Here is a 16,633-nt window from a genome sequence, read left to right on the forward strand (position 1 = left end):
GTGAAAATCATTATCATAAATGCAGCCAGTTTTAAGGAGAGGAATGTCGTACTGCATGATTGAGAAAAAAACAGATGAGGCTAAAGGCGGGACCTACAACGCATTTACCATTCCGGGAACGGAAGTGCGTAAAATGTCTTCACGCAATGACAGCCGCGGCTATCAAATCTTTATCTCAAAACCGAGCACGGAGCCGCCGCCTTCTGGTTATCCGGTTATTTATCTGCTCGATGCCAATTCTATCTTCGGTACAATGTCGGAAGCTGTTCGAGTGCAGGGGCGCCGTCCTGAGAAAACAGGGGTAATTCCCGCTTTAATTGTCGGTATTGGCTATGACACAACAGAACCGTTTTCTTCTGCGCGACACCGGGATTTTACAATGCCTACGTCTTACTCGGAGCTGCCGGTAAGGCCTGACGGCAAAGAATGGCCGGAGCATGGAGGAGCGGGGGACTTTTTAAGGTTTATTGAGGAGGACCTCAAACCGGAGATTGAACAAGATTATGAGATTGACAGAAACAGACAAACGATCTTTGGTCACTCTCTTGGCGGGCTCTTCGTTTTGCAGGTGCTCTTAACGAAACCGGATGCATTCCAAACGTATATCGCGGGCAGTCCGTCCATTCATTGGAATAAACCATTTATTGAAAAGGAAACTGAGCGTTTCGTTTCCTGTTTAAAGAAAAACGATCAGCCTGTCAATCTTCTGCTTGCGGCAGGAGAATTGGAAAAGCATCATAAATGCCGAATGAACGATAACGCGAAGGAGCTTTACGAGCGGCTGTCTACTTTGGCTGACCAAGGCGTACGGACAGAATTTTGCGAGTTTTCAGGAGAAGGACATATTTCGGTTCTTCCTGTTTTGGTCAGCAGGGCATTGCGTTTCGCGCTTCACCCTGACGGCCCGCACATTTCAATGAGCTGAGAATTGTCTCAGCTCCCATATTTGTCACAAAAATTATATTTGACTGTCGGATGACATAAGGATATGATTATTTTTATAATTGATAATGATAATCATTATCAATAGATTACGATTAATGGTAAGGTGAAGCAGTCTTTTTCGCAAAATGTCATTTTTGGCGTTACAAGCGAAGAAAGGAAATGATGAAATGAATGTAAGAGGTATAGAAGGCAAGATCGCTTTGATTACAGGGGCCGCACAAGGAATAGGTGAAGCTGTTGCACGGACGCTTGCCGGTCAGGGGGCGCACATTGCTGCGGTTGATTACAATCCAGAAAAACTCGAAAAAGTCGTGAACAGCCTCAAAGCTGAGGGGTGTCATGCCGAAGCCTTTCCGGCGGATGTGAGAGACAGTGCGGCGATTGACGATATCACGGCTCGAATCGAACGTGACATGGGCCCGATTGACATATTGGTGAACGTAGCGGGTGTGCTTCGGCCAGGGCTGATTCATTCTCTCAGTGATGAGGAATGGGAGGCCACTTTCTCAGTGAATTCGACTGGTGTTTTTAACGCGTCGCGCTCAGTCAGCAAATATATGATGAACCGCAGATCCGGTTCGATTGTAACAGTAGGATCAAATGCAGCCGGTGTGCCAAGGACATCTATGGCGGCATACGCCTCATCAAAGGCAGCAGCCGTGATGTTTACAAAGTGCCTTGGCCTTGAGCTTGCAGAATACAACATTCGCTGCAATATTGTTTCTCCCGGATCAACGGAAACAGACATGCAGTGGTCCTTATGGGCTGATGAAAATGGAGCAGAGCAAGTCATCAAAGGATCGCTTGATACATTTAAAACGGGAATTCCGCTCAAAAAACTGGCCCAGCCTTCGGATATTGCGGATGCCGTGCTCTTTTTGGTTTCTGAGCAGGCAGGCCATATTACGATGCACAATTTATGTGTAGATGGCGGCGCGACCTTAGGCGTATAACTTAACTCAAAGGAGGTTTATGAAGATGTTGGAACAAAACGTTATATCTGAAACAAAGGCGGAGCATTTGCTTCGTGATTATCAGCCGGGCACTTTTTTCCTGGCTTCCCCTCACCGTGTGCTGCTTGGAAAAGGAATAAGTGAAACCGTGCCGGATGCAGACGGCCAAAACCAATTAGAAACCTTACCCAGCCGCATTGCTGAGGCGCTTAACAAAGCAAAGCAATCGGGGCAAAGCCGTCCGGTTGTTGTGGGAGCTGTTCCATTTGATCATTTGAAATCGCCCCGGCTCGTCGTTCCGGAGGAGGTACGGTGGTCGGGACCGCTTCAATTCGATCATGCCAACATCGAACAGCAGCGGAAACATACATATCAAATACAGCCTGTTCCTGCACCGGAGGACTATAAAAAAGGTGTAGAACAAGGATTGGCAAGCATTGCTGACGGCACACTCAGCAAAATTGTCCTGTCCAGATCGCTGCATCTGACATCATCTGAAGCGATACAAACGGGAGAACTGCTTCACCATCTGGCGCGGCATAATACACATGGTTATACTTTTGCAGCCGATGTATCCGGCCAAGATGATTCATCTTCCCATCGGACACTACTCGGTGCAAGTCCGGAGCTTCTCGTTTCGAGAATGGGAACTCAGGTGGTATCCAATCCGTTAGCGGGCTCTAGACCTCGCAGTGATGATCCTGTTGAGGACCAGCGCCGGGCCGATGAATTGCTTTCCTCCGCAAAGGATCTTCATGAGCATGCTGTTGTGGCTGATGCGGTTGCCGCCGGGCTGCGGCCTTTTTGCCGGACGCTGGACGTTCCGGAAAAGCCTTCGCTGATCCAAACTGAGACGATGTGGCATTTGTCCAGTGTCATTAAAGGAGAGCTTTCTGATCCGACTGTAACCGCGCTGGAACTAGCCGCCGCGCTTCATCCTACGCCGGCAGTCTGCGGAACACCGACTGGCCTTGCAAGAGAAGCCATCCGGGAAATTGAACCTTTTGACCGCGGTTTCTTCACCGGCATGGTAGGCTGGTGTGACGATGCAGGCGATGGCGAATGGATCGTTACGATTCGCTGTGCAGAGGCTGAAGAACGTTCACTTCGTCTTTTTGCCGGGGCCGGTGTTGTAGCCGGATCAAAAGCAGAGGACGAGCTCCAGGAGACATCCGCAAAGTTCCGGACAATGCTTCGGGCAATGGGTGTCAATCACATATGATCAGAAATAAATGCAGGAGGGAAACAGCATGCTGAATGGATTTACGCCGTGGCCCAAGGAGTTTGCGGAAAAGTACCGGGAGAACGGGTGCTGGGCCGGTGAGACTTTTGGAGACATGTTAAGAGACCGGGCTGCCAAACATGGCGATCGTATCGCGATTACATGCGGGGACACCCATTGGAGCTATCAAGAGCTTGACACAAGGGCTGACCGTCTGGCAGCCGGATTGCAGAAGCTCGGTATTAAACAAATGGATCGTGTAGTGGTGCAGCTGCCGAATATCGCGGAGTTTTTTGAAGTCATCTTTGCGCTTTTTCGGCTGGGAGCGCTCCCGGTTTTTGCATTGCCCTCGCATCGAAGCAGTGAGATTACATATTTTTGCGAGTTTGCTGAAGCGGAGGCTTATATCATCCCCGATTCTCATTCGGGATTTGACTACCGCACACTTGCCAGACAGGTTCAAAGCAAGCTGCCGTCCTTGAAACACGTCATTGTCTCAGGTGAGGCGGAGGAATTCCAGCCGCTTGAGGCATTGCATACAGAACCTGGCGAGCTGCCTGAAGTAAAATCTTCGGATGTGGCGTTTCTCCAGCTTTCTGGCGGAAGCACCGGCTTATCGAAACTGATACCGCGAACCCACGATGACTATATATACAGCCTGCGGATGAGTGCGGAGGTTTGCTGGCTTGATCACAGCACTGTGTACTTGGCCGCATTGCCGATGGCGCACAATTATCCGCTGAGCTCACCCGGGGTGCTAGGCGTATTATACGCTGGAGGAAAAGTGGTTTTATCTCCTTCTCCGAGTCCGGACGACTCGTTCCCTTTGATTGAACGGGAACAGGTGACAATAACAGCTCTTGTCCCGCCGCTTGCAATGGTATGGATGGACGCTGCTTCCTCACGAGATGACGATTTATCAAGCCTTCAAGTGCTGCAGGTAGGCGGCGCGAAATTCAGCGCTGAAGCCGCGCGCAAAGTGAAATCTGTATTCGGCTGCACCTTGCAGCAGGTCTTCGGAATGGCAGAAGGGCTCGTTAATTATACAAGGCTTGATGACCTGGAGGAAATTATTGTTAATACCCAAGGTAAGCCGATGTCTTCTTACGATGAAATACGTGTGTGGGATGACCAGGACCGTGACGTGAAACCTGGTGAAACGGGGCACCTGCTGACACGGGGACCGTATACGATCCGGGGATACTATAAGGCTGATGAGCACAATTCGGCTTCGTTTACCGAGGACGGCTTTTACCGCACTGGCGATCTAGTGAGACTGACACCCGACGGTTATGTTGTCGTGGAAGGACGGGCAAAGGATCAAATCAACCGCGGCGGGGAAAAAGTGGCGGCTGAAGAGGTTGAAAATCATCTTCTGGCGCATCCGGCTGTGCATGATGCGGCAATGGTCTCAATGCCTGACCAATTTCTTGGTGAAAGATCATGTGTTTTCATTATTCCCCGGGATCAAGCGCCGAAAGCCGCAGAACTCAAAGCTTTTCTAAGAGAGCGCGGGCTTGCAGCATATAAAATTCCAGACCGGATCGAATTTGTTGAGTCCTTCCCGCAGACAGGGGTAGGAAAGGTAAGCAAAAAGGCGCTTCGCGAAGCGATCGCCGAAAAACTTCTTGCAGGTTCAAAAAAATAGAAACGATTTGAAAGGGAGTGTTCAAATGGCTATTCCTGCCATTCAGCCGTATCAAATGCCGACAGCGTCTGATATGCCAACAAACAAAGTATCATGGGTGCCTGATCCAAATCGGGCAGTCTTCTTAATACACGATATGCAGAACTATTTTGTCGACGCGTTTACAGCAGGAGCGTCTCCGGTAACAGAGCTTTCAGCAAATATACGCAAGCTGAAGGATCAATGTGTTCAGCTCGGGATACCTGTTGTCTACACAGCGCAGCCCGGCAGTCAAAATCCGGAGGACCGGGCATTGCTGACTGATTTTTGGGGCCCTGGATTAAGCAGCGGTCCTTACGAGGAAAAAATTGTGGCCGAGCTTGCACCGGAAGACGATGATCTCGTATTGACAAAATGGAGATACAGCGCATTTAAGAGAACGAATCTGCTTGAGATCATGCGTGAACAGGGGCGCGATCAGCTGATCATCTCCGGGATTTATGCTCATATTGGCTGTCTCGTTACAGCATGTGAAGCGTTTATGGAGGATATCGAAGCATTTTTTGTTGCTGATGCAGTTGCGGACTTTTCTCGGGACAAGCATAAAATGGCCCTTGACTATGCGGCTGGGCGCTGTGCGTTTACGCTGATGACCGACAGCTTGCTTGATCAGCTGAAACATACGCCTTCTGCGGCTCAAAAGCCATCAGAAAAAGCTGAAAAACATGTATTTACCTGCGAGAGTATCCGAACACAAATTGCTGAGCTTCTTCAAGAATCGCCTGATGACATTGCAGAAAATGAAGACTTACTGAATAGGGGACTTGATTCTGTAAGGATCATGACATTAGTTGAACAATGGCGCCGTGAAGGAGCCGAGGTGACATTCGTCGAACTGGCTGAACGGCCGACAATAGAAGAATGGCAGAAATTGCTTTCAATCCGCATTGAGAGAGTGCTGCCAAACGCGGACTATTTATAAAAGGAGGTAAAAAAACGGATGCCTGATACAAAAGAGCTTCAATATTCTTTAACCGGAGCGCAAACCGGTATTTGGTTTGCTCAGCAGCTTGATCCGGATAATCCAATCTACAATACAGCCGAATATATAGAAATCAACGGCCCAATCGACATTTCTCTTTTTGAAGAAGCTTTACGGCACGTGATAAAAGAAGCGGAATCACTTCATGTCCGCTTTGGTGAAGATATGGACGGGCCTTGGCAGATGATGAATCCATCACCGGATGTACAGCTCCAAGTCATTGACATTAGTTCTGAGCCTGATCCGGAAAAGACAGCTTTACACTGGATGAAAGCTGATTTGGCAAAGCCGGTCGATTTACAGCATGACCCATTGTTCCGCGAAGCTTTGTTTAAAGCCGGGCCTCAGCGTTTCTTTTGGTATCAGCGCATTCACCATATTGCGATCGACGGCTTTGGGTTTTCTCTGATCGCCCAGCGGGTTGCACATGCTTATACTGCACTTGCAGGAGGGCGGTCCGCTGATGATCGTTCCTTCGGCTCTTTGCAGGATATTTTGGAGGAGGACGCAGCGTACCGCTCGTCTGAAACATATGAAGAGGATCGGCAATTCTGGCTGAATCGTTTTGCGGACAAGCCGGAAGTTGTCAGTTTAGCAGAACGGGCGCCGAGAACCTCAAAAAGCTTTCTGCGCCAGACTGCTTATTTGCCGCCATCAGATGTAAACGCGCTGAAAGAGGCGGCGCGCTATTACGCCGGAAGCTGGCATGAAGTCGTGATTGCGGTATCAGCTGCTTATGTGCACCGTATGACCGGCTCTGAGGATGTTGTGCTCGGACTGCCTATGATGGGACGGATGGGATCGGCATCCCTGAATGTTCCGGCTATGGTGATGAATCTTCTCCCGCTGAGGCTGTCTGTGAGTCCTTCGATGAGCTTTTCTGAGCTTGTGCTGCAAATTTCCCGGGAAATCCGCAGTATCCGGCAGCATCATAAATACCGCCATGAGGAACTGCGGCGGGATCTGAAACTAATAGGAGAAAATCATAGATTATTTGGCCCGCAAATAAATCTTATGCCTTTTGATTACGGTCTCGACTTTGCCGGAGCCCGGGGGACGACGCACAATCTGTCAGCCGGTCCTGTTGACGATTTGTCGATAAATGTCTATGACAGAACAGACGGAAGCGGGCTGCGAATTGATGTGGATGCCAATCCTGAAGTATACAATGAGTCAGAAATAAAGGTCCATCAGCAGCGGATCTTACAGCTTTTACAAACGGCATCAGCCGGTGAGGACATGCTGATTGGGCAAATGGAATTTCTTTTGCCTGCAGAAAAAGCACGGGTCATAAGCGAATGGAATGAGACAGCAAAATCCGAGCAGCTGCTCAGCCTTCCGGATATGTTTCAGGAGCAGGCTGACCGTTCCCCTGAACGTATCGCCCTGATTTGCGATCACATTCAATTAAGCTATCAAGAGCTGAATGAACAAGCAAACCGCCTCGCGCATCTTTTGATAGAAAAAGGGCTTGGGCCGGAGCAGTTTGTCGCCTTGGCCCTGCCGCGGTCTTCCGAAATGGTAGCTGCAATGCTGGCCGTACTAAAGACTGGTGCTGCTTATCTTCCGCTTGATCCGGAGTTTCCTGCTGACAGAATTTCATACATGCTGAAGGATGCAAAGCCATCATGCATTATAACGACTGAGGAAATTGCAGACACTCTGCCTGACGATCTAACGGCACCGCAGCTTGTGCTGGATCTGCCTGTGACAAAAGAGATTGTGAAGCGTTATTCTGCTGACAATCCAAATGTACATGTATCTCTTGCTCATCCGGCGTATATTATTTATACATCGGGATCAACAGGAAGGCCAAAGGGTGTTGTTGTCACGCTGAAAAGTTTAAGTAATTTTCTGCTGTCTATGCAGGAGACATTTTCTCTCAATGAACAAGACAGGCTGCTGGCTGTGACGACTGTCGCTTTTGATATTTCTGCTTTAGAATTATTCCTCCCGCTTATCAGCGGAGCGAGTATTGTTGTTGCTCAAAAAGAAACAACCCGTGAGCCGCAGGCATTAGCTAAAATGATTGAATATTTTGATATAACAATTATGCAGGCAACGCCGACCCTGTGGCATGCGTTGGTCACAAACGAACCTGAGAAACTTCGGGAGCTCAGGGTGCTTGTCGGGGGAGAGGCGCTTCCAAGCGGGCTTTTGGAGGCCTTGCACGCGCTTGATTGTCCAGTGACTAATTTATACGGTCCTACTGAAACAACCATTTGGTCTGCGGCAGCTTTTCTCGAAAAAGGAGTACAGGGTGTGCCTCCGATCGGAAAGCCGATTTGGAATACGCAGGTATATGTGCTCGATAATAGTTTGCAGCCCGTTCCGCCAGGCATTGTTGGAGAGCTCTATATTGCGGGAACCGGATTGGCCCGCGGATATTTAGGGCGCCCTGATTTAACGGCGGAGCGCTTTGTTGCTGATCCGTACGGACCGCCGGGCACACGAATGTACCGAACCGGAGATCAGGCCCGCTGGCGTGCGGATGGGTCTCTGGATTACATCGGGCGTGCCGATCATCAAATCAAGATTCGCGGTTTCCGCATTGAGCTTGGAGAAATTGATGCCGTGCTTGCTAAACATCCGCAAATGAAACAGGCTGCGGTTGTCGTTCGAGAGGACCAGCCGGGAGATAAACGATTGGTGGCGTATCTGGTCGTTTCTTCAGCTCTAGATATTGCTGAGCTTCGCCGTTATGTCGGTGCCAGTCTGCCTGATTATATGGTGCCTGCGGCATTTGTGGAGATCGATGAACTGCCATTAACACCTAACGGCAAGCTTGACCGGAAAGCATTGCCGGCACCTGATTTTGGGGCGTCTGTCACTGATCGGGGACCGCGAACGCCTCAAGAAGAGATACTGTGTGATCTGTTTGCGGAGGTTCTAGGTCTTGCACGCGTAGGCATCGATGACAGTTTCTTCGAGCTGGGCGGCCATTCTCTCCTTGCTGCCCGTTTGATGAGCCGTATTCGTGAGACGATGGGAGCTGAGCTGGGCATCGCCAAGCTCTTTGACGAACCGACAGTTGCCGGACTTGCTGCACATCTTGATCAGGCGCAGAGTGTCCGTCCCGCTTTGCAAAGAGCTGAACGTCCTGAGAACATTCCGCTTTCTTTTGCACAGCGCCGGCTATGGTTCCTCCATTGTCTGGAAGGGCCAAGTCCTACATATAATATCCCGGTTGCCGTCCGTCTTTCAGGTGAACTGAACCAAGAAGCACTGCAAGCGGCCCTATATGATCTCATCAGCCGCCATGAAAGCCTTCGGACCATTTTCCCTGAATCACAGGGGACATCTTATCAGCGCATTTTGGACGCCGATCAAGCCCGTCCTGATTTATATGTTACAGAAATGAAGAAAGAGGAGCTTTCTGAGAGGCTTGCCGATGCTGCTCGCTACAGCTTTGACCTTGCAGCTGAGCCTGCTTTCCGGGCCGAGCTTTTTGTTATCGGTCCCGACGAGTACGTGCTGCTGCTCCTCGTGCACCATATTGTCGGAGACGGATGGTCATTGACTCCTCTGACTCGTGATCTGGCTGCTGCTTATACCGCCCGCTGTCACGGGAGAGCTCCCGAATGGACACCGCTTGCTGTGCAGTATGCGGATTATGCGCTCTGGCAGCAAAGTCTGCTCGGAAGCGAGCATGATCCAGACAGTTTGATTGCCGGTCAGCTTGCTTTCTGGAAAGATAGACTGAAAGATTTGCCCGATCAGCTCGAACTGCCAACCGATTATTCACGACCTGCTGAGCCGAGTCATCAAGGAGATACAATCCATTTCCATATAGACTCAGAGCTTCACAGCCGATTGCTGGAGCTGGCCCGTGCCAATAGAGTAAGTCTGTTTATGGTGCTTCAATCAGGACTTGCCGCCTTGCTGACAAGGCTCGGAGCTGGAACTGATATTCCGATTGGAAGCCCGATTGCGGGGCGGAATGACGATGCGCTTAGTGATCTTGTGGGACTGTTTATCAATACATTGGTGCTCAGAACAGACACCTCTGGTGATCCGAGTTTCCGTGAGCTTCTTGACAGAGTGCGGGAAGTGAATCTGGCAGCCTATGAAAATCAGGATTTGCCGTTTGAGAGACTTGTAGAGGTGCTCAATCCTGCTCGCTCCCGGGCCACGCATCCATTATTCCAAGTCATGCTCGCGTTCCAGAACACACCTGACGCAGAGCTGAGCCTGCCTGGTACAGAAAGCAGCCTGCGCATTCACAGCGTAGGATCTGCCAAATTTGATTTAACATTAGAAATCAGTGAAAGCCGTCTTGATGACGGGACACCAAATGGACTGGAAGGACTGCTTGAGTACAGCACCGATCTATTTAAACGGGAAACTGTTCAAGCCCTTGCTGATCGCCTTCTGCGGCTGCTTGAGGCTGCCGAGGCTGATCCTGATCAGGAAATCGGAAGACTGGATATTCTTGCACCAGAGGAACGCAGTATCACGGTAACGGATTGGCAAAGTGTTTCTGAAAAGATTCCGCAAGCGTGTCTTCCGGAGCTGTTTGAGAAGCAAGCTGCGCTGAGCCCTGATTCCATTGCAGTCGTTTATGAAGATAAAGCGATGAGCTATATGGAGCTGAATAAAAGGGCGAACCGGCTTGCCAGGCTGCTGATCAGCAAAGGCGTCGGACCGGAGCAATTTGTGGCATTAGCTTTGCCTCGCTCATTGGATATGACTGTTAGCCTGTTAGCGGTACTAAAAGCGGGAGCTGCATACCTGCCGCTTGATCCGGACTATCCGGCTGACCGAATCGCTTTTATGCTGAGCGATGCGCGGCCTGCGTTTATCATCACGAGCTCACAGGCGGAAAATCAAATCCCGCCTGCAGAAAATGTGCAGAACATTGTGCTGGATGATCCGGAATTACGCGAGAAACTAAAAACATACAGCCCTTTGAATCCGGATAATACGGACAGGATTCGCCCGCTGTCACCTTACAGCACGGCTTATGTTATTTATACATCCGGATCAACAGGCGTTCCAAAAGGCGTCATGATTCCTCACCAAAATGTGACGAGGTTATTTGGAGCGACCGATCACTGGTTCCATTTCGGTTCAGACGACGTATGGACAATGTTCCATTCCTACGCGTTTGACTTTTCTGTTTGGGAGATTTGGGGACCTTTGCTGCACGGCGGCCGCCTTGTTATCGTGCCTCATGACATCAGCAGATCTCCGGAAGCGTTTCTGCGTCTGCTGGTAAAAGAGAGTGTGACTGTTTTGAACCAGACACCATCAGCGTTCTATCAGTTTATGCAGGCGGAAAGGGAGCAGCCTGATCTCGGACAGGCGCTCAGCCTTCGATATGTTGTTTTTGGCGGAGAAGCGCTTGAACTCAGCCGTTTAGAGGATTGGTATCATCGCCACCCTGAACAGGCGCCGAAACTGATCAATATGTATGGTATTACTGAAACAACCGTGCACGTCAGCTATATCGAATTGGACCGGAATATTGCAGGTTTACGAGCAAACAGCCTGATCGGCTGCGGAATCCCCGATCTTGGGGTGTATGTGCTGGACGAGCGTTTACAGCCGGTTCCGCCGGGTGTGGCTGGAGAACTGTATGTGTCAGGAGCCGGATTGGCCCGAGGCTATTTAGGACGGCCCGGTTTAACGGCGGAACGCTTCATCGCTGACCCGTTCGGGCCTCCGGGCACACGGATGTACCGCACGGGAGATGTAGCCCGCAGGCGTGCTGACGGTTCTCTCGATTATGTCGGCCGTGCCGATCATCAAGTGAAAATTCGGGGCTTCCGGATTGAACTGGGAGAAATTGAAGCTGCGCTTGTTCAGCATTCACAGCTGGAAGATGCGGCAGTGATCGTTCGTGAGGACCAGCCGGGAGATAAACGTTTGGCAGCTTATGTCATACCTTTCTCGGAAGAAACGTTTGATACGGCGGAACTGCGCAGGTATGCTGCTGAGAGACTGCCAGATTACATGGTGCCTTCAGCCTTTGTGGCGATGAAAGAATTGCCGCTGACGCCGAATGGAAAGCTTGACCGTAAAGCGCTGCCTGCTCCAGATTTTGCCGCTGCGGTGACAGATCGCGGGCCGAGAACCCCGCAAGAAGAAATCCTTTGTGACTTGTTTATGGAAGTGCTTCATTTGCCGCGTGTCGGTATTGATGACCGTTTCTTCGATTTGGGCGGACATTCCCTGCTCGCAGTTCAGCTGATGAGCCGCATACGTGAAGCGCTCGGGGTTGAACTCAGCATTGGCAATCTATTTGAAGCGCCGACTGTGGCAGGGCTTGCCGAAAGACTTGAGATGGGATCAAGCCAAAGCGCACTTGATGTTTTGCTGCCGCTCCGAACAAGCGGAGACCGGCTTCCGTTGTTTTGCGTACATCCGGCGGGCGGACTTAGCTGGTGTTATGCAGGGCTGATGACATCTTTAGGAACGGATTATCCCATCTATGGACTGCAAGCACGGGGAATTGGACAGCAGGAGGCGCTTCCGAAAACACTCGATGACATGGCTGCCGACTATATAGAACAGATTCGGACGATCCAGCCGAAAGGGCCGTACCATTTGCTTGGCTGGTCCTTAGGCGGAAATGTCGTTCAAGCAATGGCAACACAGCTGCAAAAGCAAGGGGAAGACGTTTCTCTATTGGTTATGCTGGACGCCTACCCAAACCACTTCCTTCCTATAAAAGAGGCACCGGATGATGAGGAAGCGCTTATTGCCCTCCTCGCGTTAGGCGGGTACGACCCAGACAGCTTAGGAGATAAACCGCTTGATTTTGAAACAGCTATTGAGATTCTGCGGCGAGACGGAAGCGCACTTGCCAGTCTGGACGAATCGGTCATTTTGAATCTAAAGAATACGTACGTCAATTCTGTCGGCATTTTAGGTTCATATGCACCGAAAACCTTCCGTGGAAATGTTCTGTTTTTCAGATCAACTATCATTCCTGAATGGTTTGACCCGATTGAACCTGATTCGTGGAAGCCTTATATTAACGGACAAATTGAACAAATCGACATTGACTGCCGCCATAAAGATCTCTGTCAGCCGGAACCGCTCGCAGTCATCGGCCGGGTTCTGGCGGCTAAATTGGAAGAAATGAATCAATAAAGGAGGAAAAGCAATGGCAAATCCTTTTGAAAATGCGGATGGCATATACCTTGTTCTCATCAATGAAGAGGGCCAATATTCCTTGTGGCCCGGCTTTATCGATGTGCCGAGCGGCTGGACAGTCGTTCATGAACAAAAAGGGCGTGAGGCTTGTCTGGACTACATCCAATCACATTGGAGCGATATGAGGCCGAACAGCCTAAAGCCTGTCGAAAATGTCTAAATGCATTGACGGTAAAAAAAAGAGACTGCAGCAGGCAGTCTCTTTTTCTATCTTACGCAGACGTTTGGGTATGATCGCAATCTCTGACCGGGTTCCCGTTTTCATCCGTACACCATGACTGGGATAAGAACGCCAAAAACACAGCCGCCCACTGATCGGCAAATTGAATCAGAATACCTCCGTCATGCCAAGAGCCGTTGTCTTTTTTCCAGCGGGTATCCAGCGCATTGCCTTGATTCATGTGGATATTGTGCATACCGTTTGTCGGGGTAAAGCCGAATATTTTATCTGCCGCCTGTTCAGGTCCAAATTTTGATCCAAATATATAAACCGGCGCTTTTTCTTCTTTCGCTTTCTTCATATACGTTTCAATAAAGTCATTTAAATCATTATCAGGCCCCGTGATTTCATGAGGCAAAGGCTTCATTTCCCGCGGATCAAAAAGATTGCCCCGCACATAATCAAGGGCTACTTCACGGTTTTCGTCATTGATCTTCGTATATCCATACGGCATGTTCGGAAGAATGGTAATTGAGCTTGAATCAAACTGATCATCAGCTAAATACAATACTTCTGATTCCTCAGAACTGGACATGACATTGATGGCGCACCTGTAATACGTATTCTCTTCACCGAGCATCTTCACTTGGAAATGAGGACTGTCATCATCTGTTTCCCGCTTCATATCTAAGACAAGGCCTTTTAACACGCCATATTGCTGAACAGCCATATGAATCCTCCTTTATGATCAAGTTCTTCGTTTTAATTCGAGAAATCATTTCCATTTTCCTTTTTAAAAGATAAAAAAAGCCTGCAGAAATTTTTCTGCAAGCTCAATATGAATTAAGCGCCCGCCACAGATGATTCATCGTGTAAGGCTTTCTCGGCAGGGACATATTCGTATCCTAAATCTTTGGCAACCGCCTCATAGGTCACGTGGCCGTTTGCTGTGTTTAATCCCGCTCTTAGTGCCGCATTGTCCGCGAGAGCTTGTGCTGCCCCTTTGTTTGCGATTTGCAGCGCATATGGAACCGTGACGTTCGTTAAAGCAATTGTTGAAGTGCGAGGCACCGCGCCCGGCATGTTCGCCACAGCATAGTGAACGACGCCGTGTTTTTCATATGTCGGCTGATCGTGTGTCGTAATGTGGTCGACAGTTTCGACGATGCCGCCTTGGTCAATTGCAACGTCCACAATCACTGAACCAAGCTTCATTTGTTTCACCATTTCCTCTGTGACAAGCGTCGGAGCTTTAGCACCAGGGATTAATACGGCGCAAATGAGAAGATCCGCTTCGGCTACCGAGTCGGCGATATTGACCGGGTTAGAAATTAACGTTTTAATTTGATGGCCGAATATATCATCAAGCTGACGCAGGCGATCCGCGTTTAAGTCGATGATTGTCACATCCGCACCCAGGCCGACAGCCATTTTCGCCGCGTTGGTTCCGACTACACCCCCACCGATAATGGTTACCTTTCCGCGGGCAACGCCAGGCACTCCGGCAAGGAGGATTCCTTTTCCGCCTTTAGGTTTCTCCAGGAACTGCGCGCCGATTTGCGCTGCCATTCTGCCTGCCACCTCGGACATCGGTGTAAGCAGAGGCAATGTCCGTCCCTCACTTACCGTTTCATACGCGATCGCTGTGACGCCTTTATCCTTCAGTGCCTGTGCAAGCTCCGGTTCAGCCGCTAAGTGGAGGTAAGTAAACAGTACAAGCCCTTTCCGGAAGTATGCATATTCTTCCGGAAGCGGTTCTTTGACCTTCATGACCATTTCAGCGTCCCAGACCTGTTTCGGATCAGCAATGATTTCCGCTCCTGCTGACTCATAAGCTTCATTTTCAAAGCCGCTTCCAAGGCCTGCGCCTGATTCAACCAGCACGCGGTGACCGTTTGAAACGAGCTGTGAAACGCCCCCAGGCGTCAATGCGACACGGTTTTCATTGTTTTTTATCTCTTTAGGAACCCCAATGATCATATCTATTTCCTCCCGTATATGTGATATGTTCAGTGTAGCTTGATTTTTTGGAAAATTCTTTGTTTGAAAAAGAAAATAAAAAAACAAGGGTTTGTGAAATTTCACAAACCCTTGTTTCGAAGTTTGATATCCAAATATATAGTAAACTTTTGATTCACATTTTTTAAATCGATCTCAGCGATCTGGCTGATTCGCTTCAGCCGGTAATTCAATGTATTAACGTGAATATTCAAGACCTTAGAGGCGGTATTCACATTGCTGTCGGCTTCAATAAAACGTTCGAGCGTTTCGACCATATTGGACTGGTGATCCCGGTCGTACTGCTCGAGTTTTGAAAGGGAGTAGTTGAAATATCCCGTTTGCTTCCGTTTCTCATCTAACACGTCCAAGTATTGATAGATGCCTAATTCTGAAAAACTGAAAAGATGCTTGGTTTCTTCAGCAAACCGTTCCTTTGCTTTTAATACGGACAATGCTTCCTGGTATGAACGGCAGACAAACGAAATGGAGTTGTATATTCCGCCAATTGCAATAGAAGCATCCTCTATTTTATAACGTTCCCTCAGCTGCCTTTGCGTGCTGAAAGCGAACTGTTTTAAATCTTGAAAAGGACGATCCGTTTTTGGCGCGGTTAAAATGATAAGTTCATTGGAATCAACGGTTGTCAGCAGAGCATGAACCTGCTGGGTCGTTTCCTGCAGATAATGAAGCTGCTGTTCTGTTTTTTCGGTCAGCTCGCCGTTTACCCGGATGATCATCACGGAAAATTCAGAGGGAACGACCATTCCAAGCTTGTTAAACCCATCCGTCATGTCCTGTTCTTGATAGATGTGTCCGGTCAGCATTTTCCAGAAAAATTCTTGGCTGCGCTCCTCATTTTTCGTTTTTCGGATTTGGAGCTTAAGCAGCTTGTTTCTGACTGCATTAGCCGCCATTTTTAATGTCAGCAGATCATCATCCGACAGTGTTTTTTGAATTTCAAGCGCCCAAATAAAACCCAGCACTTGGTTGTTCTTCCAAATCGAAATCGCGACGCGGTTGCTTAGTCCGACTTCGTCAATTTCCTTCACTCTGATCGGCTGGTCCGTTTTTAGCAGTGAGGGAATCGTCCCGTCTTTCCACAATTTATTAATAACCTTCTCCGGCACTCTTCTGCCAATGATCGTAGACGTCCGTGCAGGATCAGTACAATCGCTGTGGGTGCTGTAGGCTAGCAGTTTGTGGTTCACATCTTCAATGGTGATCGGACATTGCAGCACTTCACTGATATGATCAGCCACATCTTCCAGTCTGTCAAAACTGTATTTAAACGGATCCTTTGGCATGGTCATCATTATCCCTACTTTTCCATCCTTTTATTCTTTGCTCTCTTTGACATCAAATCGTCTTGCTTTTATTATGATTGTTCTTGTTTGTGAAAATCAACAACAAAGAATGACAGTATAATAGAAGTGAAAAACACTTTTTAAATATAATGAGATACATGTTCTGCTTGGGCCAGGAACTGACTGATGAATATTTCTGAAAAACTGAACCTTTCAGA

Annotated in this window: 10 protein-coding genes; 7 read left to right on the top strand and 3 right to left on the bottom strand. The window is 49.0% G+C overall.

What is annotated here, in order from left to right; all coding sequences use genetic code 11:
- Positions 1–55: 55 nt before the first annotated feature.
- From besA to KXD37_RS19215, 7 genes are all read left to right on the top strand, one after another.
- The gene (besA, locus tag KXD37_RS19185) at positions 56–925 is read left to right on the top strand and encodes a ferri-bacillibactin esterase BesA (protein WP_263463696.1); all 870 of its coding nucleotides are present in this window, start codon (positions 56–58) and stop codon (positions 923–925) included.
- A gap of 187 nt (positions 926–1,112) precedes the next feature.
- Positions 1,113–1,898 (top strand): 2,3-dihydro-2,3-dihydroxybenzoate dehydrogenase, encoded by a 786-nt coding sequence (locus KXD37_RS19190; RefSeq protein WP_095714062.1) that lies wholly within the window; start codon positions 1,113–1,115, stop codon positions 1,896–1,898.
- A 25-nt stretch (positions 1,899–1,923) separates the two neighbouring features.
- The gene (gene dhbC / locus KXD37_RS19195) at positions 1,924–3,120 is read left to right on the top strand and encodes an isochorismate synthase DhbC (protein ID WP_106019491.1); all 1,197 of its coding nucleotides are present in this window, start codon (positions 1,924–1,926) and stop codon (positions 3,118–3,120) included.
- A 28-nt stretch (positions 3,121–3,148) separates the two neighbouring features.
- Positions 3,149–4,768 (top strand): (2,3-dihydroxybenzoyl)adenylate synthase, encoded by a 1,620-nt coding sequence (locus KXD37_RS19200; protein WP_106019490.1) that lies wholly within the window; start codon positions 3,149–3,151, stop codon positions 4,766–4,768.
- A gap of 25 nt (positions 4,769–4,793) precedes the next feature.
- Complete coding sequence (locus KXD37_RS19205; RefSeq protein WP_106019489.1) at positions 4,794–5,729, top strand: isochorismatase; 936 nt, start codon at positions 4,794–4,796, stop codon at positions 5,727–5,729.
- An 18-nt stretch (positions 5,730–5,747) separates the two neighbouring features.
- The gene (locus KXD37_RS19210) at positions 5,748–12,887 is read left to right on the top strand and encodes an amino acid adenylation domain-containing protein (RefSeq protein WP_263463697.1); all 7,140 of its coding nucleotides are present in this window, start codon (positions 5,748–5,750) and stop codon (positions 12,885–12,887) included.
- Positions 12,888–12,900: 13 nt separating this feature from the next.
- Entirely contained in the window at positions 12,901–13,110 is a 210-nt protein-coding gene (locus KXD37_RS19215; protein WP_044158967.1) for an MbtH family protein, read from the top strand.
- Positions 13,111–13,162: 52 nt separating this feature from the next.
- Here the strand turns inward: KXD37_RS19215 and KXD37_RS19220 are convergent, their stop codons facing one another.
- The 3 genes from KXD37_RS19220 to KXD37_RS19230 all read right to left on the bottom strand — a co-directional run bounded on the left by KXD37_RS19220 (position 13,163) and on the right by KXD37_RS19230 (position 16,415).
- A complete protein-coding gene (locus KXD37_RS19220) occupies positions 13,163–13,840 on the bottom strand; it encodes a YukJ family protein (RefSeq protein ID WP_106019487.1) in 678 nt (225 codons plus the stop codon).
- Between the two features lie 113 nt (positions 13,841–13,953).
- Positions 13,954–15,090 carry an alanine dehydrogenase gene (ald, locus tag KXD37_RS19225; protein ID WP_106019486.1) on the bottom strand — a complete coding sequence of 379 codons (1,137 nt, stop codon included), beginning with the start codon at positions 15,088–15,090 and terminating at the stop codon, positions 13,954–13,956.
- A gap of 101 nt (positions 15,091–15,191) precedes the next feature.
- Entirely contained in the window at positions 15,192–16,415 is a 1,224-nt protein-coding gene (locus KXD37_RS19230; protein WP_106019485.1) for a PucR family transcriptional regulator, read from the bottom strand.
- Positions 16,416–16,633 lie beyond the last annotated feature (218 nt).

Source organism: Bacillus sp. XT-2, from assembly GCF_025696525.1.
Lineage (GTDB): Bacteria > Bacillota > Bacilli > Bacillales > Bacillaceae > Bacillus > Bacillus halotolerans.

Coding starts and splice junctions, on each gene's coding strand:
- ald (WP_106019486.1), bottom strand. CDS start 15,090: ATGATCATTGGGGTTCCTAAAGAGATAAAAAACAATGAAAACCGTGTC.
- KXD37_RS19200 (WP_106019490.1), top strand. CDS start 3,149: ATGCTGAATGGATTTACGCCGTGGCCCAAGGAGTTTGCGGAAAAGTAC.
- KXD37_RS19190 (WP_095714062.1), top strand. CDS start 1,113: ATGAATGTAAGAGGTATAGAAGGCAAGATCGCTTTGATTACAGGGGCC.
- KXD37_RS19210 (WP_263463697.1), top strand. CDS start 5,748: ATGCCTGATACAAAAGAGCTTCAATATTCTTTAACCGGAGCGCAAACC.
- besA (WP_263463696.1), top strand. CDS start 56: ATGATTGAGAAAAAAACAGATGAGGCTAAAGGCGGGACCTACAACGCA.
- KXD37_RS19230 (WP_106019485.1), bottom strand. CDS start 16,415: ATGCCAAAGGATCCGTTTAAATACAGTTTTGACAGACTGGAAGATGTG.
- KXD37_RS19220 (WP_106019487.1), bottom strand. CDS start 13,840: ATGGCTGTTCAGCAATATGGCGTGTTAAAAGGCCTTGTCTTAGATATG.
- KXD37_RS19205 (WP_106019489.1), top strand. CDS start 4,794: ATGGCTATTCCTGCCATTCAGCCGTATCAAATGCCGACAGCGTCTGAT.
- dhbC (WP_106019491.1), top strand. CDS start 1,924: ATGTTGGAACAAAACGTTATATCTGAAACAAAGGCGGAGCATTTGCTT.
- KXD37_RS19215 (WP_044158967.1), top strand. CDS start 12,901: ATGGCAAATCCTTTTGAAAATGCGGATGGCATATACCTTGTTCTCATC.